This window comes from Streptococcus sp. F0442 (genome assembly GCF_000314795.2).
In the GTDB taxonomy this organism is placed as follows: Bacteria; Bacillota; Bacilli; order Lactobacillales; family Streptococcaceae; genus Streptococcus.
On the sequence record NZ_KB373315.1, the window covers coordinates 24,754 to 44,851 of the forward strand.

Here is a 20,098-nt window from a genome sequence, read left to right on the forward strand (position 1 = left end):
AGGTCCGTCGTCTTACCCCTGCAAGGTTGACTAGGCTTGTCGCAGGCGAAAAATCGACAAGAGAAGCCAGACAACTACTGCTGGAAAGGGATTGATTTTTAAGTGAAAATAGCGATTCTAGGACTTGGAGTCATCGGGACCACTTATGCCTACGCCTTTCAAAAAGCAGGCCATCAAGTGGAACACGTACTGAAATATAGTAAGAAAAGCACTATTCCGAAGGAGTTGTCGGTTGATCTGCTAGATGGTCGCTATCATTCCAAGGGTGAAAACAAGCATGATACCTATGAGGTTCATGTGGCGGAAGCTGATTCGGAATACGATTTTATTTTTCTCAGTGTACGTCATGGGTTTGTCAAAGAAGCTGTGGAAACCTTGCGAAAAAATAATATCAAAGGCACTCTCGTTTTCTTCTGTAATTTTTGGGATACTCGAAAAGATGTCCAAGAGTGGGCAGGAAATTACGACTATATTCTAGCCTTTCCGACAGCGGGTGGTTGCATGCAGGAAGATCATTTGGATGGTGTCTTGTTTGACCATTTAATGCTAGAAGGTGAGCAAAAAGCACACATTTCTAACTATTCTGATTTGACGACTTTGCTGACTTCTGCAGATTTGAAGTGGGAAGTTCCTCATGATATGGTTGAGTGGATTTGGATTCACATGGCGATTAATGCGGGTGTTACTTCGACAGCTGCTCGTTCAGGGAATCTGGAAAATCCAGAAGAATTGGCTTTGAACTTGATGAATAGTTCTTCAGAATTGTCATTGGCCATCAAGGCCATTCGAGAAGCTTTGAAAGTCGTAGAAGCGCGTGGGGTGAATTTGAAGCTTTACAAAGCCGAACTCTTGCCATACAAAATTCCCGCTTGGATAGCCGGCAAAGCCATGAAAGTCATGTTTGCTAAAAATGAGCTGACCCGAAAAATCATGACCTTACACAATGACAAACAGGACATCTTCTATTGTTGTCAAAGTGTTTATCAGACTGGTCAGGAGTTAGGTGTCAAGATGCCTATTCTGGAAGCAAATATGAAGGGCATTTCGATTTAGGAGGTTTTATGATTCAACTCATTGTCAACGCATTTGTTGAAAAAGAAAAGACGGGAGCAGTCGTCGAAGTCTTGTATGCTAGTAGCGATCACGAAAAAGTGAAAGCTAAGTATGAAGAGCTGACTGCTCAATATCCTGAAAACTATTTAGCCATCTATGATCTGCCGCTGGATACGGATTTGAATACACTGGATCATTATCCGTCAGTGTGGATTGGGAAAGAAGAATTTGAATAAAGTGATTGCCAGTTGCTAACTGATGTGAAACATCAAAAGAAAGGAAAATAAAAACATGATCGAACGTTACTCTCGCCCAGAAATGGCGAACATTTGGACTGAAGAAAATAAATACCGTGCCTGGCTTGAGGTGGAAATCTTGGCAGACGAAGCCTGGGCTGAATTGGGAGAAATTCCTAAGGAAGATGTGGCTTTGATTCGTGAAAAAGCGGACTTTGACATCGACCGTATTTTGGAAATCGAGCAGCAAACTCGCCACGATGTGGTGGCCTTCACACGTGCGGTTTCTGAGACGCTTGGTGAAGAACGTAAGTGGGTTCACTATGGTTTGACTTCTACTGACGTGGTGGATACTGCCTATGGTTACCTCTACAAACAAGCCAACGACATCATCCGCAAGGACCTTGAAAACTTCCTTAACATCATCTCTGACAAAGCGAAAGAACACAAGTTCACCATCATGATGGGTCGTACCCACGGTGTGCACGCTGAACCGACAACTTTTGGTTTGAAATTGGCCACTTGGTACAGCGAAATGAAACGGAACATCGAGCGTTTTGAGCATGCAGCTGCTGGCGTGGAAGCTGGTAAGATTTCTGGGGCGGTTGGTAACTTTGCTAACATCCCACCATTTGTTGAAAAATACGTCTGCGATAAATTGGGTATCCGTGCCCAAGAAATCTCTACACAGGTGCTTCCTCGTGACCTTCACGCTGAGTACTTTGCAGTTCTTGCTAGCATCGCAACTTCTATCGAGCGGATGGCGACTGAAATCCGTGGTCTTCAAAAATCTGAACAACGTGAAGTGGAAGAATTCTTTGCCAAAGGTCAAAAAGGATCTTCAGCAATGCCGCACAAACGTAACCCAATCGGTTCTGAAAACATGACAGGTCTTGCGCGTGTGATCCGTGGTCACATGGTCACAGCTTATGAAAATGTGTCACTCTGGCATGAACGTGATATCTCTCACTCATCAGCTGAGCGCATCATCGCACCGGACACAACCATCTTGATTGACTACATGCTCAACCGTTTCGGAAACATCGTTAAGAACTTGACAGTCTTCCCAGAAAACATGATTCGCAACATGAACTCTACATTTGGTTTGATCTTCAGCCAACGTGCCATGTTGACTTTGATTGAAAAAGGGATGACACGTGAGCAAGCTTACGACCTTGTTCAACCAAAGACTGCCCAATCATGGGATAACCAAGTAGACTTTAAACCACTTCTTGAAGCAGATCCAGAAGTAACTTCACGTCTCACTCAAGAAGAAATCGACGAAATCTTCAACCCAACTTACTACACCAAACGGGTGGATGAAATCTTCGAACGCATCGGTTTGGGTGACTAATCGCAACAAAAAGGGAATTTGAAAAATAGACGAAAGAGGCTGGGCAAAAACTGTCCAGCCTTTGATGTTTGATAAGACTAACTGCAAGACGCAGTGGTTGAGTGGGCTCTACTACGCTGATTTCATCAGCTTTTACAGTCCTACTCAACTGTGCGGAGGTGGGACGACGAAATCGAATTCTAACGAATTACCGATTTCTGTCCCACACTCTTTTTAAACTTTTTATAGCTAAACTATCACTAATTATATATATTTTTAAAGAGGTCTTTAGAAATCGTTCTCAACATGCTATACTGGAGCTATAAAAAAGACCGAGATGTCTCAGTCTTTTTGGTTCTTAGTGATCGCGGTCACAGGAGATGAACTTGATCTTGTAGTAGTCACCGCGTTTATAGGTTTCCGTGTATTCAAGGATTTGGCCAGTCGCTTCTAATTTGGTCGTCTTCACTTGTTTAACAGTTGGGAAATTTTCATCGATCTCCAAAACTTTAGCCACCTTGCTCGGTGTAGGAAAGACGATTTCATTGATTTCTTCGAAGTGTTCATCATTCATATGAATGTGGTAATCCTCTTTGAAGCGATCATAGATAGAACTATAGTATTCCAAATTTGGATAGTTTGGATTGATATATTGTTCAGGAATATAGGTTTGGTGGAAGATATACGTATCATCCCCTGTCTGGCGGGTCCGTTCGATCTTATAGTAGAATTGCGTTGGGTTGAGGCCTAGTTTGTCTAGGATGCTCAAGGTGTTTCCACGTTTAATAGAGAGAACTTTGACTTTGGCCTTTTGGATGGGGAAGGTTTCAACATCTGAAAATTCAACTAGTTTGTGTTTTCGAGCACGAGAAACAAAGGTCCCCTTTCCTTGCTGACGGACAATGTAGCCATCGGCAGCGAGGTCGTTCAAAGCACGGACAACGGTGATAGAGCTAACATCATAAATTTTGATGAGTTCAGCTTCAGTATAAAATTTATCTCCATTTTCAAATTTTCCTGAGATAATTTGCTGTTTCAATTCATCTTTGATGTGTTGGTACTTTGGAATTGCCATAGTGCTACCTCTCTTTAGATTTCTCTTATTTAACCCTATTTTAACATATTTTTTTTAAAAGTGTTGACATTTTTTAAAAAATTTATTATATTAATAAATGAAAAGGGTTACATATAAGAAAGGGGGGCGTTTATGGGGGTTTTTGAGATTCGCGATGATTTCTATTTAAAAGGTCAACCCTTCAAGATTTTGTCCGGTGCGATCCATTATTTCCGAATTGACCCAACAGACTGGTACCATTCCTTGTATAATCTTAAGGCTTTGGGTTTTAACACGGTTGAGACCTATGTCCCATGGAATGCGCATGAACCCAAGAAGGGGCAGTTTGACTTTAGTGGTCGATTGGATCTGGAACGTTTTATCCAAACAGCCCAGTCCCTAGGACTTTACATGATTGTAAGGCCATCGCCCTTTATCTGTGCAGAGTGGGAATTTGGTGGATTGCCAGCCTGGCTTTTAGAAGAAGACCTGCGAATCCGCTCATCAGACCCAGCCTTTATCGAAGCGATAGATCGTTATTATGATCGCTTGCTTGGATTGTTGACACCCTACCAAGTGGATCGGGGTGGTCCAATCCTTATGATGCAGGTGGAAAATGAGTACGGCTCTTATGGAGAGGATAAGGATTATCTTCGTGCCATTCGGGATTTGATGAAGGAAAAAGGCGTGACCTGCCCCCTCTTTACATCAGATGGGCCATGGCGAGCAACGTTAAGAACAGGAACCTTGATCGAAGAAGACCTCTTTGTGACGGGAAACTTCGGTTCTAAAGCAGCCTATAACTTTGGTCAAATGAAAGAATTCTTTAACGAATACGGCAAGAAATGGCCTTTGATGTGTATGGAATTCTGGGATGGCTGGTTTACCCGCTGGAAGGAACCCGTGATTCAAAGGGACCCAGAGGAGTTGGCAGAAGCTGTCCATGAGGTCTTGGAGCTCGGCTCCATCAATCTCTACATGTTTCATGGTGGAACCAATTTCGGCTTTATGAATGGTTGCTCAGCTCGGGGGACGCTGGATTTGCCACAGGTGACGTCCTATGACTACGGGGCTTTGCTCAATGAGCAAGGCAATCCGACGGAGAAGTATGATGCTATTCAAAAAATGATGGCGACCTATTATCCGGAATACCCACAGCAAGAACCGCTCATCAAAGAATGTTTGCCGGAACAAAGCTTGCAATTGGCAGCCAAGACCAGTCTCTTCGCTAATCTGGACAACTTGGCTCAGCTTAAGACTAGTCTCTATCCAGAAAAGATGGAAGAGTTGGGGCAAACCACAGGTTATCTCTTGTATGAGACAGACCTTGAATTGGATGCGGAGGAAGAAAAACTGCGCATCATTGATGGTCGGGATCGGGTACAGATTTACCTGGATGATCAACATGTAGCAACGCAATACCAAACAGAGATCGGTGAAGATCTTTTTATCAAAGGAAAAAAGAAAGCGGTTACGAATTTAAAAATCTTGCTTGAAAATATGGGACGTGTCAACTACGGGCACAAGCTCTTAGCGGATAGCCAGCACAAGGGCATTCGCACAGGTGTCTGTGTGGATTTGCATTTCCACCTTCATTGGAAGCAGTACCCGCTGGATTTACAAGATCTCAGCCAGCTCGATTTTTCAAAGGAATGGCAGGCAGGTGCTCCAGCATTTTACCGATATGATTTTCAGCTGGACCACACCCTTGACACCTATCTGGATATGACAGGATTTGGGAAAGGGGTCGTCTTTGTCAACGGCCACAACCTTGGTCGCTTCTGGGAGGTCGGACCCACCACTTCACTTTATGTGCCTCATGGTTTCCTCAAAGAAGGAGCCAATAGCCTGATCGTCTTTGAGACAGAAGGGCGTTACCAAGAGACACTTCAACTTGTTCAACAACCTACATTCAAAGAAGTAAAGGGGGAAAACTTATGACAATTGTAGGATGCCGTATCGATGGACGTTTGATCCACGGGCAGGTAGCCAACCTTTGGACTACCAAACTAAATATTTCACGTATCATGGTGATCGATGATGAAGTCGCTCAAAATGATATCGAAAAAAGCGGCTTGAAACTAGCGACACCACCTGGTGTCAAGCTCAGTATCTTGCCAGTAGCAAAGGCTGCAGAAAATATCTTAGCTGGAAAATATGACAGCCAACGTCTCTTCATCGTAGCTCGCAAACCAGACCGCTTCCTAGGCTTGGTAGAAGCAGGTGTGCCACTTGAAACCTTAAACGTAGGGAACATGTCTCAGTCAGACGAGACTCGCCCCGTTACTCGTTCGATAAACGTAGTGGATGCCGATGTGGAAGCTTTCCACAAGCTAGCTGAAAAAGGAGTTAAGCTAACTGCTCAAATGGTTCCCAATGATCCAGTTGAAGACTTCTTGAAGTTGCTCAAATAGTTTATAAATAAAAAAGAAAAATTTTAGGAGGAAATTGTCATGATACAATGGTGGCAAATTTTACTACTTACTTTGTACTCAGCTTATCAAATCTGTGATGAGTTGACGATTGTTTCATCAGCAGGATCACCAGTCTTTGCTGGTTTCATTACAGGACTTGTCATGGGAGATTTAGGAACAGGTCTTTATATTGGAGCAGCTCTTCAATTGACAGTACTCGGTGTTGGTACTTTTGGTGGAGCTTCTCGTATCGACGCGACTTCTGGTGCCGTTCTTGCAACTGCCTTCTCAGTAGCAGGAGGAATCAAACCAGAAATTGCGATTGCAACGATTGCCGTTCCGGTAGCAGGTCTCTTGACTTATGCAGATATCCTTGGTCGGATGAGTACAACTGCCTTTGCACACCGTATTGATGCGGCGATTGAACGCTTTGACTACAAAGGAATTGAACGCAACTACCTTCTCGGTGCTCTTCCTTGGGCTCTTTCTCGTGCCCTTCCAGTCTTCTTAGCTCTTAGGTTCGGTGGGGCTTATGTTCAATCTATTGTAGACTTTGTTGAACAATATAAATGGATTGCGAATGGTTTGACACTTGCAGGACGTATGCTTCCAGGTCTTGGTTTTGCGATCTTGCTTCACTACTTACCTGTGAAACGTCACCTTCACTATCTTGCTCTTGGTTTTGGCTTGACAGCAATGTTGACAGTACTTTATGGAAATGTCCAAAGTGTTGGTAATGCCGTTTCAGCAATGCTTGGAACAGATGCTTTTGCAAAACTTCCAAAAGAACAAATGGTTGCCTTCACAAACAACTTCAAATCTGTATCTATGATCGGGGTTGCCATCATTGGTATCTTCCTTGCAGTGCAACACTTTAAAAACAGCCAACGTACGGTTGTAGCTGCTCCAGCAAGCAATGTAGAAAGCGGGGAAATTGAAGATGACGAATTCTAAGAACTACAAACTCACTAAAGAGGATTTCAAACAAATCAACAAACGTAGCCTCTTCACCTTCCAATTGGGTTGGAACTACGAACGGATGCAGGCTTCTGGTTACCTTTACATGCTTCTTCCACAATTGCGGAAAATGTATGGAGACGGCACACCTGAATTGAAAGAAATGATGAAATTGCATACGCAATTCTTCAATACTTCACCATTCTTCCACACCATTATCACTGGTTTTGACCTTGCTTTGGAAGAAAAAGATGGTGTGAAATCGAAAGATGCGGTTAACGGGATCAAGACAGGTCTCATGGGACCATTTGCTCCTCTTGGAGACTCTATCTTTGGATCTTTGGTTCCAGCCATTATGGGATCTATTGCAGCAACAATCGCGTCACAAGGTCAACCATGGGGTATTTTCCTTTGGATCGCAGTGGCAGTAGCCTATGATATCTTCCGTTGGAAACAGTTGGAGTTTGCTTATAAAGAAGGTACCAACTTAATCAACAACATGCAAAGCACCTTGACAGCTTTGATCGAAGCAGCTTCTGTTCTGGGTATCTTCATGGTCGGTGCCTTGATCGCGTCTATGATCAATGTAGATGTCTCATGGATGCCACACATCGGGGATAAGGCCATCGATATCCAAGACATGCTTAATTTGATCTTCCCACGCTTGGTACCAGCTATCATTACAGGTGTGATCTACTGGTTGCTTGGACGTAAAGGTATGAACTCAACCAAGGCTATCTTGTTGATTATCGTCGCAGCTATTTCCTTCTCTGCCTTTGGACATTTCTTCTTTGGAATGGAATAATGGAGTAAGGTATGGCAAAACACCTAGTATTGGTCAGTCATGGTCGATTCTGTGAAGAGCTCAAAGCCAGCACAGAAATGATTATGGGACCACAAGACAACATTCATACCGTGGCCCTCTTGCCAGAGGAAGGTCCTGAGGAGTTTACAGCCAAGTTTGAAGCTTGTGTTGCAGACTTTGATGACTACATCGTCTTTGCAGATCTTTTGGGAGGCACTCCTTGTAATACAGTTAGCCGCCTGATTCTTGAAGGACGTGCGATTGACCTCTATGCAGGGATGAACTTGCCAATGGTAATTGAATTTATTAATAACAGCCTGGTCGGAGGAGAAGAAGCTTATCCAGCGCGTGCACAAGAAAGCATCGTGAAGGTTAATGATCTTTTATCCAACTTTGATGACGACGAGGATGAGTAAGATACGATAGCGAAAACCGCTTGAACATTCGGAATGGGGCTGGGACAATTGTCTCGGCCTCTTACCGCTTATAAGGCGGGTAGAAAAGAGGAGAAGCATGCTAGATTATACAAAAGAAGAACTGCTTGAACTGGGGGCTGAAATTACGACACGCGAAATTTACCAGCAACCTGAAGTTTGGAAAGAAACCTATCGTCTCTATCAAGAGAAAGCAAAAGAAATTCAAGAGTTTTTAGAGATCATTGGGAATCGTCATGGATACATCAAAGTGATCCTGACAGGGGCAGGGACCTCAGCCTATGTGGGGGACACCTTGGTTCCGTATTTGCAGGAAGTGCACGATGAACGCCATTGGAATTTCCAATCTATTGCGACGACTGATATCGTGGCGCATCCACAAACCTATCTCAAAAAAGAAGTGCCGACGGTCTTGGTTTCCTTTGCACGAAGTGGCAACTCGCCTGAAAGTGTTGCGACAGTTGAGTTAGCTCAACAATTGGTGGAGGATCTTTATCAAATTACCATTACCTGTGCAGCCGAAGGAAAACTAGCCCAGCAAGCTCACGGGGATGAGCGCAATCTCTTGCTCTTACAACCAAAAGAAACCAATGATGCTGGATTTGCCATGACTTCGAGCTTTACCTCTATGCTCCTGACAGCCCTCTTGGTCTTTGATCCAAGTGAAGAAGAAACCAAGGAAAAACGAGTAAATGAACTGATTCATCTGTCAGAGCAGATCTTGGAGAAAGATGGTGATGTTAAGGAAGTTGTCGATTTAGATTTCGAGCGCGTCATCTATCTGGGAGCAGGACCTTTCTTTGGGCTAGCTCATGAAGCCCAGCTCAAGATTTTAGAGTTAACTGCCGGTAAAATCGCGACCATGTACGAGAGTCCTGTTGGATTCCGTCATGGACCGAAATCCCTCATCAATGATCAGACTCTGGTCTTGGTCTTTGGCTCGATTGACCCTTACACACGCCAGTACGATTTGGATTTGGTTGGAGAGGTGGCTGCAGATCAGATTGCCCGTCAGGTCGTCCTTTTGACCGACCAAGCTGCAGGCATAGAGCATGTGCGAGAAGTTTTGGTAGCATCTTCAGCCGATTCACTAGATATCTACCGTGCCTTCCCGTATATTATCTACGGTCAGTTGATTTCCCTCTTGACTTCGCTCAAGGTTCAAAACCGCCCAGATACGCCATCACCGACTGGTACTGTCAATCGTGTTGTACAAGGGGTGATCATTCATCCATTTGATAAAGAATAGCCACTAATTTTCTATAAAAAGTGGAGTGTTTCTTCTTGTGAAACTGATACAATGGAGAAAAACAGTGAGAGGAGAAGGTTTGTGAAACAGTATCAAGAAAGCGTGTTTGGAGAATGGCAGAATCAAGAGGTTCGGGTTTATCGCCTCGAAAATGACCTGGGCTACCAATTGTCTGTCATGACCTATGGTGCGACGATTTTAGAATATGTGACACCTGATAAAGAAGATCGGTTTGCTAATATTATCCTAGGCTTTGATCGCTTTGAGGACTATGTGGGCAATAGCCCTAAATACGGTGCTAGTATTGGCCCAGTCGCTGGCCGGATTGCAGGGGCCAGCTTTGAGCTCAATGGTCAAAGCTACAATTTGGAAGCTAATAACGGTGCCAACTGCAACCACAGTGGATCGACTGGTTGGGACAGCGCCTTGTTTAGCGTGGAGTCGGTAACGGACCAAGAAATCACTCTGTACACTGAGCGTGCGGATGGCACCGGTGGTTTCCCTGGAAATCTCAAGATCTGGGTGACCTATGGTTTAACGGAAGATGGTGAACTCGAGATTGCTTATCGGGTAGAAACGGATCAAGACACCTTGGTCAACCCGACCAACCACAGCTATTTCAATCTATCAGGTAACTTCGCTCAGCCGATTCATGACCATGTCTTTCAGATCAATCATAAAGGGCTTTACCCTATCCACCCAGATGGCGTTCCTCTTCAGACGGTGGATAGAGAAAGTCCAATCGTTCAGCATCTCTACCAAGCCATGCTGTTAGAGGATCTCTTTAAGGATTCAGATCCGCAAATCCGCCTGGTAGAAGGATTGGACCATCCTTTCGCTCTACCAGATGGACATGAAAATGCAGGCTTCTTCTACCATCAACCATCTGGACGCTTCTTGACCTTCAAGTCAGAGGCACCCGCCTTGGTGGTGTATTCAGCCAATTTTGTAGACGAGACTGTTAATCTGCAAGGCCAACCAATGGTTCAGCACAATGGCTTGGCGCTAGAATTCCAAACAGTGCCAGATGCTATTCACAGTGACCAGGCTGAAAAGGTCATCCTGAGAGCAGGTCAAGTCTTTACCAGTAAGACTAGCTACCATGCCATCGCTAAGAAATAAAGAGGAAAGGGGAGTGGCCAGATAAAGATGTGAAATCTTTGCCTGAGACCTCCTCTTTTTCTCGAAAAAATTTTAGAAAAACTATAAGGAAAGTTTAAGCTTCCTATCGTATACTAATACCATCATCAAAGACCTCCTAACTTTGAATGATAAAACTCCTAAAACTTTTTCATAATAATCTCCCTATAAGAGCTACCAAAACCGGTGGCTTTTTCTACGTACCTTAGCAAACGTTAGTGAGCTTAGATACGTTGACGCAGTTCGAACGGTAGTGAGAACTATGATCTTTATTTTTCACGAACATCAGCGAGCTTAGGTACATTGACGCAGTTCCAACGCTAGTGAGTACTACGTTTCTTACTATTTTGGTCAAGGCAGTCTAGTAGGGACGCAGAGGATCTTTAAAAAACACATTCTATTTATGGTACCGAAGGTATCATTTTTTGCTATAATAGACTGTATGAGTAGAATTTTAGACAATGAAATCATGGGCGATGAAGAGGCCGTTGAACGGACGCTACGCCCGCAATATTTACATGAATATATCGGTCAGGATAAGGTCAAGGACCAGCTGAAAATCTTTATTGAAGCGGCTAAACTTCGGGATGAGGCGCTGGATCATGTCCTTCTTTTTGGCCCTCCGGGGCTTGGGAAAACCACCATGGCCTTTGTCATCGCTAATGAACTGGGCGTCAATCTCAAGCAGACTTCTGGTCCTGTCATTGAAAAGGCCGGTGACTTGGTAGCTATCCTCAATGATCTAGAACCGGGGGATGTCCTCTTTATCGATGAGATCCACCGTCTTCCTATGTCAGTCGAAGAAGTGCTTTACAGCGCCATGGAAGATTTTTACATCGACATTATGATTGGCGCTGGGGAGAGCAGCCGGAGTGTCCATCTGGACCTTCCTCCTTTCACTTTGATTGGGGCCACGACTCGAGCTGGTATGCTGTCCAATCCCTTGCGCGCTCGCTTTGGGATTACCGGACACATGGAATACTATGAGCAAGATGATTTGACAGAGATTGTCGAGCGGACCGCCGAGATCTTTGAGATGGAGATCACCCACGAAGCTGCTGAAGAGCTTTCTCTTCGTAGTCGGGGGACTCCTCGGATTGCCAACCGTTTGCTGAAACGGGTACGCGATTTTGCCCAGATTATGGGCGACGGCTTGATTGACGATACCATTACCGACAAGGCTCTCTCTATGCTAGATGTGGACCGTGAAGGGCTGGACTATGTCGATCAAAAGATCCTGCGCACCATGATTGAGATGTACGGCGGTGGCCCGGTCGGGCTTGGGACTCTATCGGTCAATATTGCTGAAGAGCGAGAGACTGTAGAAGATATGTATGAACCTTACCTGATTCAAAAAGGCTTTATCATGCGGACCCGGACAGGGCGCGTGGCGACTCGCAAGGCTTACGAACACCTCGGTTATCCCTACAATGGAGACTAGAAGAAGATGCTGACGGAAGAAGCAATAGTAGAACAAATTCAAGCGGATCCGGAGATGATGACTGTCTTGGCTATCATTCGAGATCTCAACCTAACAGATGCCTGGTTAGCAGCAGGTGCGGTGCGCAATTTCATCTGGAACCAGCTCTCTGGAAAACCAGGGTTTGATGCGACGACAGATCTGGATCTGGTCTTTTATGACCCTGAGATCAGCTATGAGGAGACTCAGCAGATCGAGCAGGAGTTAAAGAAGACCTATCCCCAGTACGCTTGGGAAGTGAAAAATCAAGTCTATATGCACCAGCATAGTCCGGGGACGGCTCCTTATCGCAGTGCTTGTGATGCGGTTTCTAAATACCCCGAGCAGTGTACGGCACTTGCAGTTCGCTTGAGGAAAGATGGTCAGCTAGAGCTCTTTCTCCCTTATGGGACAAGGGATATCGAAGACTTTATCGTTGAGCCGACTCCACATTTTTTAGCCAGTCCAGAGCGCTTGGCGGTTTATACAGAGCGAATGAAAAAGAAGAATTGGCAGACCAAATGGCCTCAATTGGAGGTTCGTTTTCCAAAATAGAGAAAAAAATCAGATTTGAAAAGGGAATCTGATTTTTCTTTAAAATGATGGAGCCACTTTGTCATCTTTCTGTCACATTTTTGTTATAATAGTAATAGTATGCTGGTTTTCCATAGTGGAAAGCCAAGAGCTCAGCTAGGTTGGGCAGTCCGAACAAGGAGTTAGGTGGAATCATGAAAAAAATTGTCTTTGTCTGCTTAGGAAATATTTGTCGGAGCCCCATGGCGGAGTTTGTCATGAAGGATTTGACCGATCAGTATGAGATTGAAAGTCGGGCTACTTCTAGCTGGGAACATGGAAATCCTATCCATCGGGGAACCCAGAAAATCTTTCAACAACACCAGGTCCCGTATGATCCAGCTAAGACGTCCTTACAGATCAAGGAAGAGGATTTTTACAACTTTGATTTGATCCTAGGGATGGACGAAAACAATGTAGTGGATCTGAAGCGAATGGCTCCTGCAGGGACAGAGCACAAGATTCATCTTTTTGCTGCTGAAAGTGTGCCAGATCCGTGGTATACCGGTGATTTTGAGGAGACCTATTCCAGAGTCCTGACTGGCTGTAAGGCCTGGTTAGATCAGTTAGCAACTTCTTAAGAGTTTGATATGTGAGAGAATACAGAATATGAAAGAATTTTATGAGACCTATAAGGTCTATCTGACGCGAAAAAATTTAGAAATAGCAGCATTAGTAGTGATTGTCTTATCTGCTTTGATGGTTTTCTTTTCGGCCATTCCAGGTAAGGGCGTCTTGACCTTGGACAAGGGGGCGATCCGTTACGACGGAAGTCTAGTCCGTGGCAAGATGAATGGCAAGGGAACCGTCACCTTCAAAAATGGGGATACCTATACAGGTAACCTCGTCAACGGCTCTTTTAGTGGCTATGGCAAGTTCAAGTCTAAGGATGGATGGACCTATGAGGGACAGTTTGTCAATGGTCAGCCGGAGGGCAAAGGCACCTTAACCACAGAAGCCAACGTCGTATACAAAGGAACATTCAAGCAGGGGATTTATCAAAATGCGCATTAAATGGTTTTCACTGGTCCGTGTTACAGGACTCTTATTGGTATTGCTTTACCATTACTTCCAAAAAGCCTTTCCTGGAGGCTTCATTGGGGTAGATATTTTCTTCACCTTCTCAGGATTTTTGATTACAGCGCTCTTGATTGATGAATTTGCGCGTAATCAAGGTATCGACTACCTGGCTTTCTTGAAGCGACGCTTTTACCGGATTGTACCGCCTCTTGTCTTTATGGTCTTGATCGTGATGCCTTTTACCTTTATGGTCCAACGGGACTACGTGGCTGGTATTGGGACTCAGATTGCGGCGGTCTTCGGTTTTGTGACCAATTTCTTTGAGATGGCAACGGGTGGTAGTTACGAAAGTAACTTCATTCCGCATCTCTTCCTTCATACCTGGAGTTTGGCACTAGAAGTGCATTACTATGTGCTGTGGGCACTTTTGGCATGGTTCTTGGCCAAGCGGGCTAAGACGGTTGGAAAATACCGAGGCATGCTCTTCTTAGCATCCAGCGGGCTCTTTCTCTTTACCTTCTTATCCATGTTCATCCGCGCCTTTCTGACAGCTAATTTCTCTACCATCTATTTTTCTAGCTTCACTCACATCTTCCCCTTCTTTGCGGGATCATGCCTAGCAACGGTGACAGGGATTGCTAATGTCAGCCCGAACTTTACAAAGCTGGTGCAGTCTTGGAGTATGAAAAAGACTTTATCGGTCTTGGGTGGAAGCTTTGCCTTCTTGTTTGTGCTCAGTCTTTTCTTGCCATTTGATAGCTTGTGGACCTATCTATTTGGCTTTTTAGCAGCGACAATCGCAGCTTGTGCTATGATTCTGTCGGCCCGCATTCTTCATGAGAAGACGCCAAATAAAAAAGAGCCGGCTATCCTTAATTTTCTTGCGGATACCAGTTATGGCGTTTATCTTTTCCACTGGCCTTTCTTTATTATCTTTTCTCAACACTTGGGAAATATGATGGGAGCCCTTGTGACGACGATCGTTTCCTTGATTCTAACAGCTCTTTCCTTCTATATTTTGGAGCCAACCATTGCAGGCAAGGAACCTCGTGTCTTTGGCATGAAGATGGATCTCAGTTTTTTGACCAAGCCGATCTTTTACCTCATGATTCCACTGGCTTTCTTGATGCTTGGAATCTCCGCCTTTGCACCAACCGTCGGAGCTTTTGATGAGAGTTTGGTAGTGAGTGGGCTCAATCAAGCAGACAGCAAAATGCAGGTCACACGGACGCAGGTGGATAATGCGACTGCAACAGACTATAACGTCTCAAATGGTGTGACCATGATCGGTGACTCCGTTAACTTGCGGGCGCAGGACTATCTAACCAAAGCGATTCCGGGTATCCAGATCGATGCAGTGGTAAGCCGTCAGTTGGAAAATGGAATGAAGGTCTTTGAGACCGATATCTCCAATAAAGTTCTCCTAAAAAATGTGGTCATTGCCCTAGGAACCAATACTGTAAGCAACTACAAAGAATTACTGGATCAGTATGTTGAAAAACTTCCAAAAGGCCGTCGTTTGATCCTTGTGACACCATATGATGGTCGATATGCCAACGATCAGTCCAGTGAATCGGTTCAAACGCGTCTTTATGAATTGGAACTAGCCAAGAAACACGACTTTATCACTATTGCGGACTGGTACCAAGTAGCAATTGAAAATCCAAACATTTGGGTGGGAACAGACTCTGTTCACTTCAATATGGAAACCAATGGCGGGGAACTCTATGCTCAAACAGTTAAAGAAGCCCTAGATAAGGCTGAAAAAGGACCAGTCAAGAAGTAAAAATACTTCTCTGAAACTGAAACAAAACATATCCTAACAAAATAAAACAAAAAGCAACTTTATACTTGTAAAAAGTTGCTTTTTTTAGTAAGATTAAGAAAACGCTTACAAAAATCAATTGAAAACATCACTTTGTGAAGAAAAAGTTTTTTAAATTATTTTTTCACAATTTTGCTAAAGAATTGCTTTTACAGCAATCAAATTGATAAAACTTTCACAAGCTTCAAAAAAATCTTTGTGAAAGTTGCTTGGAAGTGTTTACAAAAATCTCAAAATAGAGTACAATTATATTGTGAAATAATTAACAAATCGAAATTTCTTACACTATTCTTGAAAATTTCCGAAAACATGAAAAAGTTCTAGAAAAGGATAAGGGTTTCAAACATTGGAGGAAAGCATCAAATGGCTGATAAAAAAACTCTCTCACCTGAAGAAAAGAAACTCGCTGCTGAAAAACACGTAGACGAGTTGGTGCAAAAAGCGCTAGTGGCGCTTGAAGAAATGCGCAAATTGAACCAGGAGCAAGTAGACTACATCGTTGCAAAAGCATCTGTAGCTGCTCTTGACGCACACGGTGAGCTCGCTCTTCATGCTTATGAAGAAACTGGTCGTGGAGTCTTTGAAGACAAAGCAACCAAGAACTTGTTCGCTTGTGAACACGTTGTAAACAACATGCGTCACACCAAGACGGTTGGTGTCATTTCAGAAGATGACGTCACTGGTTTGACCCTGATTGCTGAGCCAGTCGGAGTTGTCTGCGGGATCACTCCTACAACCAACCCTACTTCAACAGCAATCTTTAAAGCCTTGATTTCCTTGAAGACACGGAACCCTATCGTCTTTGCCTTCCACCCATCTGCTCAAGAATCATCTGCTCATGCGGCACGAATCGTACGCGATGCAGCAATTGCAGCTGGAGCACCTGAGAACTGTGTGCAATGGATTACCCAACCTTCTATGGAAGCAACCAGTGCCCTTATGAACCATGAAGGAGTTGCGACGATCCTTGCGACCGGTGGTAACGCCATGGTGAAAGCTGCTTATTCTTGTGGAAAACCAGCTCTTGGGGTTGGTGCCGGAAACGTTCCTGCCTATGTTGAAAAATCAGCCAACATCCGCCAAGCAGCACACGATATCGTCATGTCTAAATCATTTGACAACGGTATGGTCTGTGCGTCTGAACAAGCGGTCATCATCGATAAAGAAATCTACGATGAGTTTGTTGAAGAATTCAAATCTTACCACACTTACTTTGTCAACAAAAAAGAAAAAGCCCTTCTTGAAGAGTTCTGCTTCGGTGTGAAAGCCAACAGCAAGAACTGTGCGGGTGCGAAATTGAATGCGGACATCGTTGGGAAACCAGCAGCATGGATCGCAGAACAAGCTGGCTTCTCAGTTCCAGAAGGAACCAATATCCTTGCGGCAGAATGTAAAGAAGTTGGTGAAAAAGAGCCTTTGACTCGTGAAAAATTGTCACCAGTCATCGCTGTCTTGAAATCTGAAAGCCGTGAAGACGGAATTAACAAAGCTCGCCAAATGGTTGAATTCAACGGTCTTGGTCACTCAGCTGCTATCCATACAGCAGACGAAGAATTGACCAAAGAATTTGGTAAAGCAGTTAAAGCCATTCGTGTGATCTGCAACTCTCCTTCGACTTTCGGTGGTATCGGGGATGTTTACAATGCCTTCTTGCCATCATTGACACTTGGATGTGGTTCTTACGGACGCAACTCTGTTGGGGACAACGTTAGTGCCATCAACCTCTTGAATATCAAAAAAGTCGGACGCCGGAGAAATAACATGCAATGGATGAAACTTCCTTCAAAAACATACTTTGAACGTGATTCAATTGAATACCTACAAAAATGTCGTGACGTTGAACGTGTCATGATCGTTACAGACCACGCTATGGTAGAGCTTGGTTTCCTTGATCGTATCATCGAACAGCTTGACCTTCGTCGCAACAAGGTAGTTTACCAAATCTTTGCAGACGTTGAACCAGATCCAGATATCACAACTGTTGAACGTGGTACAGAGATCATGCGTGCCTTCAAACCAGATACTATCGTCGCTCTCGGCGGTGGATCTCCAATGGATGCGGCTAAAGTAATGTGGCTCTTCTATGAACAACCAGAAGTGGACTTCCGTGACCTTGTACAAAAATTCATGGATATCCGTAAACGTGCCTTCAAATTCCCATTGCTTGGTAAGAAAACTAAATTCATCGCGATCCCAACTACATCTGGTACAGGATCTGAAGTAACTCCATTTGCCGTTATCTCTGATAAAGCAAACAACCGTAAATACCCAATCGCTGACTACTCATTGACACCAACTGTGGCAATCGTAGACCCTGCCTTGGTATTGACAGTTCCTGGATTTGTTGCGGCTGATACTGGTATGGACGTCTTGACGCACGCGACTGAAGCTTACGTATCACAAATGGCTAGCGACTACACTGATGGTCTTGCTCTTCAAGCCATCAAACTTGTCTTTGAAAACTTGGAAAGCTCAGTGAAGAATGCAGACTTCCACTCACGTGAGAAAATGCATAACGCTTCAACTATTGCTGGTATGGCCTTCGCCAATGCCTTCCTAGGTATTTCTCACTCAATGGCTCACAAGATTGGTGCGCAATTCCACACCATTCACGGACGGACCAATGCCATCTTGCTTCCATACGTTATCCGCTACAACGGTACACGCCCAGCTAAGACAGCAACATGGCCTAAGTACAACTACTACCGTGCAGATGAAAAATACCAAGATATCGCTCGTATGCTAGGACTTCCATGCTCTACTCCAGAAGAAGCCGTTGAAGCTTACGCAAAAGCTGTATACGAACTCGGTGAACGCTGTGGTATCGAAATGAACTTCAAAGCACAAGGAATCGATGAAAAAGAATGGAAGAAACATTCTCGTGAATTGGCCTTCCTTGCTTATGAAGATCAATGTTCACCAGCTAACCCACGTCTTCCAATGGTAGACCATATGCAAGAAATCATCGAAGATGCTTACTATGGTTACAAGGAACGTCCAGGACGTCGTAAATAAGACGTCAAGGAACAACTGATGTTTATCAGCTACCCCCACTCGAAAGAGCGGGGGATTTTTGCTATTTGGGTCCAAAACTCGTTTTTTCATAAAAAATTAGACTTTTTTTCAGAAATTGTGTTATTTTTATAGCATTCCGAGCTATTTTATGTTACCCTATAGTGTGTGAATCTGCCTGTAGCTGAAGGGTTATGATCCTTTTTCAATTATAGGAAACGAAAAAACAAATCCAAGAAAGGAGGCCGTCTCAAATGGAGTTAGAAGGTGACGTGCAAGGAAGACAAGATCAGGCACAGAAAATTATTGAAATGCCTCAACGAGATCGGGAAACTTCCACTTCAGAAAATCAGCCATCATCTGCTTCGGTGGTCTCCATGTATGGGCAGGAAAGGCCAAGCGTTTCTAGCCTCCATCGGCAACTAGCGAGCGCGTCTGGGACCCAGACCATTCAATTGCGGGAGGAATTGGTGCTGGCAGTAGCGCAGAATGCTTCAGCGCAAGCAACTGTCTTTGAGGCAGAAGTCAAGGATAAGCTTGAAGAGGCTAAGGAGACAGTTTCTCATAAGGTCGCTGAGGTGTCTCAAATGGCCCACAGCATGGCCCAATTTTTAACAGACGCAGAAGTGGAGCAACTATTAGGAGAGTTCTCCATGGATACTTGTTGGGACCAAGCAGTAGAGGCGGAAAACCTCGCCCAAGCAAAGGCCTACTCCACTCGCTTGTCAGATTTGGCAGGTCAGCTGGAGGCTGCATCAGCTCAATTGGTGGACTTGGACAAGGGACAAGCGACGGCCTTTGATTTTTCATAAGTAGGAGAAAAAGATGTTAGAGATCCTGGGAGAGGACAGAGAACGAATTGAGGAGCTCCATCGAGAGATTAAAAAGGAGCAAGAGCGGATTGCGATCAGAAGTTTGATTGCAACGCAGAAAGCCTTGATGATGTTGGAAGGGATGAGTTTGCAGGTGACTTTGAGCGGTCAATCCGAAAAGATGCGCTCTTTTGCCACAACAACTCTAGTTAGTGATTTGAAAGATGGATTTACAGGAGGAGCAGCGGACGCGGCAGAAGCAGCACTGAAATCAGTGAAAAAGCCGATTTTATTGAGTCCGATTAAAGGAGGTATGTGATGTACCATTCAGGAAATAGTGAATTAGAACAACTAGAAGATCGACATTACCGCTTCAACCAGAAACTTAGCGAGTTGGAGTGGGATTATGCGGATATGCGTATGGATGTCCGCCAACATACAGAAAATTTAGTAGACTGGCTGAGTGCTCTGCATTTTCAAGCCCCAAGTGCGGAGGCTCAAAGTGGCTTGGAGCGTTTATTTGCCTTGCAAGAAGAGTTTGAGGCAGAACTCAAGCGCTATGAAGAGCGTTTAGAAGAAGAACGTGAACGAGAGCAGCAAGAGTACTATAAGCAGCGCCAACAATTAGAACAAGGTGATTGAAACATTCCTCTGGTAGAGATAAGAGGAATGTTTTTGTTTGCTCAAAAAACTTTTAAAAATGTGCTCATAAAATCTTGTAA

At 44.3% G+C, this 20,098-nt stretch carries 20 protein-coding genes; 19 read left to right on the forward strand and 1 reads right to left on the reverse strand.

Features of this window, described 5'->3' with window-relative positions:
* Positions 1–102 precede the first annotated feature (102 nt).
* Genes HMPREF9186_RS06465 through purB form a run of 3 tightly spaced genes read left to right on the forward strand, consistent with a single transcriptional unit; the run spans position 103 to position 2,643 of the window.
* The gene (locus HMPREF9186_RS06465) at positions 103–1,053 is read left to right on the forward strand and encodes a ketopantoate reductase family protein (protein WP_009731967.1); all 951 of its coding nucleotides are present in this window, start codon (positions 103–105) and stop codon (positions 1,051–1,053) included.
* Positions 1,054–1,061: 8 nt separating this feature from the next.
* Positions 1,062–1,289: a hypothetical protein gene (locus HMPREF9186_RS06470; RefSeq protein WP_009731968.1), complete on the forward strand. Its 228-nt coding sequence runs from the start codon at positions 1,062–1,064 to the stop codon at positions 1,287–1,289.
* Positions 1,290–1,344: 55 nt separating this feature from the next.
* Complete coding sequence (gene purB / locus HMPREF9186_RS06475) at positions 1,345–2,643, forward strand: adenylosuccinate lyase (RefSeq protein ID WP_009731969.1); 1,299 nt, start codon at positions 1,345–1,347, stop codon at positions 2,641–2,643.
* A 337-nt stretch (positions 2,644–2,980) separates the two neighbouring features.
* Here purB and HMPREF9186_RS06480 read toward each other — a convergent pair whose 3' ends face one another.
* On the reverse strand, positions 2,981–3,697 hold the full coding sequence (locus HMPREF9186_RS06480; protein ID WP_009731970.1) for a GntR family transcriptional regulator: 717 nt from the start codon (positions 3,695–3,697) through the stop codon (positions 2,981–2,983).
* Between the two features lie 132 nt (positions 3,698–3,829).
* On the opposite strand from HMPREF9186_RS06480, the gene HMPREF9186_RS06485 reads away from it, so the two are divergent.
* The 16 genes from HMPREF9186_RS06485 to HMPREF9186_RS06560 all read left to right on the forward strand — a co-directional run bounded on the left by HMPREF9186_RS06485 (position 3,830) and on the right by HMPREF9186_RS06560 (position 20,018).
* Positions 3,830–5,617, forward strand: a complete 1,788-nt coding sequence (locus HMPREF9186_RS06485; protein WP_009731971.1) for a glycoside hydrolase family 35 protein — start codon at positions 3,830–3,832, stop codon at positions 5,615–5,617.
* Entirely contained in the window at positions 5,614–6,090 is a 477-nt protein-coding gene (locus HMPREF9186_RS06490) for a PTS system mannose/fructose/N-acetylgalactosamine-transporter subunit IIB (protein ID WP_006595287.1), read from the forward strand. Before HMPREF9186_RS06485 ends, HMPREF9186_RS06490 begins: the two co-directional genes overlap by 4 nt.
* 39 nt (positions 6,091–6,129) lie before the next feature.
* A complete protein-coding gene (locus HMPREF9186_RS06495; protein WP_009731972.1) occupies positions 6,130–7,044 on the forward strand; it encodes a PTS mannose/fructose/sorbose/N-acetylgalactosamine transporter subunit IIC in 915 nt (304 codons plus the stop codon).
* Positions 7,031–7,852, forward strand: coding sequence for a PTS system mannose/fructose/sorbose family transporter subunit IID (locus HMPREF9186_RS06500; RefSeq protein WP_009731973.1), 822 nt, complete (start codon positions 7,031–7,033; stop codon positions 7,850–7,852). The genes HMPREF9186_RS06495 and HMPREF9186_RS06500 overlap by 14 nt, the downstream gene beginning before the upstream one ends.
* A gap of 11 nt (positions 7,853–7,863) precedes the next feature.
* Positions 7,864–8,268, forward strand: coding sequence for a PTS sugar transporter subunit IIA (locus HMPREF9186_RS06505; RefSeq protein WP_009731974.1), 405 nt, complete (start codon positions 7,864–7,866; stop codon positions 8,266–8,268).
* A 97-nt stretch (positions 8,269–8,365) separates the two neighbouring features.
* The gene (locus HMPREF9186_RS06510) at positions 8,366–9,535 is read left to right on the forward strand and encodes an SIS domain-containing protein (protein ID WP_009731975.1); all 1,170 of its coding nucleotides are present in this window, start codon (positions 8,366–8,368) and stop codon (positions 9,533–9,535) included.
* An 81-nt stretch (positions 9,536–9,616) separates the two neighbouring features.
* Entirely contained in the window at positions 9,617–10,657 is a 1,041-nt protein-coding gene (locus HMPREF9186_RS06515; RefSeq protein ID WP_009731976.1) for an aldose epimerase family protein, read from the forward strand.
* A 460-nt stretch (positions 10,658–11,117) separates the two neighbouring features.
* Positions 11,118–12,116 carry a Holliday junction branch migration DNA helicase RuvB gene (gene ruvB, locus HMPREF9186_RS06520; protein WP_037614116.1) on the forward strand — a complete coding sequence of 333 codons (999 nt, stop codon included), beginning with the start codon at positions 11,118–11,120 and terminating at the stop codon, positions 12,114–12,116.
* 6 nt (positions 12,117–12,122) lie between these two features.
* Complete coding sequence (locus tag HMPREF9186_RS06525; RefSeq protein WP_009731978.1) at positions 12,123–12,689, forward strand: nucleotidyltransferase family protein; 567 nt, start codon at positions 12,123–12,125, stop codon at positions 12,687–12,689.
* A gap of 173 nt (positions 12,690–12,862) precedes the next feature.
* Positions 12,863–13,288, forward strand: coding sequence for a low molecular weight protein-tyrosine-phosphatase (locus HMPREF9186_RS06530; RefSeq protein ID WP_009731979.1), 426 nt, complete (start codon positions 12,863–12,865; stop codon positions 13,286–13,288).
* A 28-nt stretch (positions 13,289–13,316) separates the two neighbouring features.
* Positions 13,317–13,721 (forward strand): hypothetical protein, encoded by a 405-nt coding sequence (locus tag HMPREF9186_RS06535; RefSeq protein ID WP_009731980.1) that lies wholly within the window; start codon positions 13,317–13,319, stop codon positions 13,719–13,721.
* Positions 13,711–15,513 carry an acyltransferase family protein gene (locus HMPREF9186_RS06540; protein ID WP_009731981.1) on the forward strand — a complete coding sequence of 601 codons (1,803 nt, stop codon included), beginning with the start codon at positions 13,711–13,713 and terminating at the stop codon, positions 15,511–15,513. Before HMPREF9186_RS06535 ends, HMPREF9186_RS06540 begins: the two co-directional genes overlap by 11 nt.
* Positions 15,514–15,915: 402 nt before the next feature.
* Positions 15,916–18,567 (forward strand): bifunctional acetaldehyde-CoA/alcohol dehydrogenase, encoded by a 2,652-nt coding sequence (gene adhE / locus HMPREF9186_RS06545; RefSeq protein ID WP_009731982.1) that lies wholly within the window; start codon positions 15,916–15,918, stop codon positions 18,565–18,567.
* A 251-nt stretch (positions 18,568–18,818) separates the two neighbouring features.
* Positions 18,819–19,376 (forward strand): hypothetical protein, encoded by a 558-nt coding sequence (locus HMPREF9186_RS06550; RefSeq protein ID WP_009731983.1) that lies wholly within the window; start codon positions 18,819–18,821, stop codon positions 19,374–19,376.
* Between the two features lie 13 nt (positions 19,377–19,389).
* Positions 19,390–19,695 (forward strand): hypothetical protein, encoded by a 306-nt coding sequence (locus HMPREF9186_RS06555; RefSeq protein WP_009731984.1) that lies wholly within the window; start codon positions 19,390–19,392, stop codon positions 19,693–19,695.
* Positions 19,695–20,018, forward strand: a complete 324-nt coding sequence (locus tag HMPREF9186_RS06560; RefSeq protein WP_003009394.1) for a hypothetical protein — start codon at positions 19,695–19,697, stop codon at positions 20,016–20,018. The genes HMPREF9186_RS06555 and HMPREF9186_RS06560 overlap by 1 nt, the downstream gene beginning before the upstream one ends.
* Positions 20,019–20,098: the final 80 nt, after the last annotated feature.

What these genes read in the sequence shown, in the direction of transcription:
- purB (WP_009731969.1), top strand. Translation starts at nt 1,345, where the DNA reads ATGATCGAACGTTACTCTCGCCCAGAAATGGCGAACATTTGGACTGAA.
- HMPREF9186_RS06555 (WP_009731984.1), top strand. Translation starts at nt 19,390, where the DNA reads ATGTTAGAGATCCTGGGAGAGGACAGAGAACGAATTGAGGAGCTCCAT.
- HMPREF9186_RS06530 (WP_009731979.1), top strand. Translation starts at nt 12,863, where the DNA reads ATGAAAAAAATTGTCTTTGTCTGCTTAGGAAATATTTGTCGGAGCCCC.
- HMPREF9186_RS06560 (WP_003009394.1), top strand. Translation starts at nt 19,695, where the DNA reads ATGTACCATTCAGGAAATAGTGAATTAGAACAACTAGAAGATCGACAT.
- HMPREF9186_RS06505 (WP_009731974.1), top strand. Translation starts at nt 7,864, where the DNA reads ATGGCAAAACACCTAGTATTGGTCAGTCATGGTCGATTCTGTGAAGAG.
- HMPREF9186_RS06525 (WP_009731978.1), top strand. Translation starts at nt 12,123, where the DNA reads ATGCTGACGGAAGAAGCAATAGTAGAACAAATTCAAGCGGATCCGGAG.
- ruvB (WP_037614116.1), top strand. Translation starts at nt 11,118, where the DNA reads ATGAGTAGAATTTTAGACAATGAAATCATGGGCGATGAAGAGGCCGTT.
- HMPREF9186_RS06485 (WP_009731971.1), top strand. Translation starts at nt 3,830, where the DNA reads ATGGGGGTTTTTGAGATTCGCGATGATTTCTATTTAAAAGGTCAACCC.
- adhE (WP_009731982.1), top strand. Translation starts at nt 15,916, where the DNA reads ATGGCTGATAAAAAAACTCTCTCACCTGAAGAAAAGAAACTCGCTGCT.
- HMPREF9186_RS06550 (WP_009731983.1), top strand. Translation starts at nt 18,819, where the DNA reads ATGGAGTTAGAAGGTGACGTGCAAGGAAGACAAGATCAGGCACAGAAA.
- HMPREF9186_RS06480 (WP_009731970.1), bottom strand. Translation starts at nt 3,697, where the DNA reads ATGGCAATTCCAAAGTACCAACACATCAAAGATGAATTGAAACAGCAA.
- HMPREF9186_RS06490 (WP_006595287.1), top strand. Translation starts at nt 5,614, where the DNA reads ATGACAATTGTAGGATGCCGTATCGATGGACGTTTGATCCACGGGCAG.
- HMPREF9186_RS06535 (WP_009731980.1), top strand. Translation starts at nt 13,317, where the DNA reads ATGAAAGAATTTTATGAGACCTATAAGGTCTATCTGACGCGAAAAAAT.
- HMPREF9186_RS06470 (WP_009731968.1), top strand. Translation starts at nt 1,062, where the DNA reads ATGATTCAACTCATTGTCAACGCATTTGTTGAAAAAGAAAAGACGGGA.
- HMPREF9186_RS06540 (WP_009731981.1), top strand. Translation starts at nt 13,711, where the DNA reads ATGCGCATTAAATGGTTTTCACTGGTCCGTGTTACAGGACTCTTATTG.
- HMPREF9186_RS06495 (WP_009731972.1), top strand. Translation starts at nt 6,130, where the DNA reads ATGATACAATGGTGGCAAATTTTACTACTTACTTTGTACTCAGCTTAT.
- HMPREF9186_RS06510 (WP_009731975.1), top strand. Translation starts at nt 8,366, where the DNA reads ATGCTAGATTATACAAAAGAAGAACTGCTTGAACTGGGGGCTGAAATT.
- HMPREF9186_RS06500 (WP_009731973.1), top strand. Translation starts at nt 7,031, where the DNA reads ATGACGAATTCTAAGAACTACAAACTCACTAAAGAGGATTTCAAACAA.